The organism is Tianweitania sp., assembly GCF_032053605.1.
In the GTDB taxonomy this organism is placed as follows: domain Bacteria; phylum Pseudomonadota; class Alphaproteobacteria; order Rhizobiales; family Rhizobiaceae; genus Tianweitania.
The window spans coordinates 1-376 of the sequence record NZ_DAMBUH010000146.1; the positions used below are offsets into that span (position 1 = coordinate 1).

The following is a 376-nucleotide window of genomic DNA, read 5'->3' on the forward strand; positions in this document are numbered from 1 at the left end:
CTGTCGGACGGGCGGATCGTCAATGTCGAAGCGCGGCTTCTGCCCGATGGGGGTGCAGCGCTTACGCTAGCCGATGTCAGCGCTTTCGTGCGCGAAGCGGAACGGGCGCGGCGCGATCCGCTGACGGGGCTCGCCAATCGCGTGACGCTGCATGCGACGCTCGGACGCCTGCTGCAGGCCGACGAGCCGCTCACCGTGCTGTCCATCGACCTCGACCGCTTCAAGTCCGTCAACGACACGCTCGGCCATCCGATCGGCGATACGCTGTTGCGGAAAGTGGCGGAGCGGCTGGGGACGGTTGCGGGCGATGGCGATGTGGTGGCGCGGCTGGGCGGCGACGAGTTCACCATCCTGAAGCCCGGCCAGTTCAGCCAGC

General features: G+C 68.4%; 1 protein-coding gene. It reads left to right on the forward strand.

The features are described from left to right. A partial coding sequence (locus tag RTX98_RS19305; RefSeq protein ID WP_312798465.1) for a diguanylate cyclase domain-containing protein occupies positions 1 to 376 on the forward strand: 376 nt, incomplete at both ends.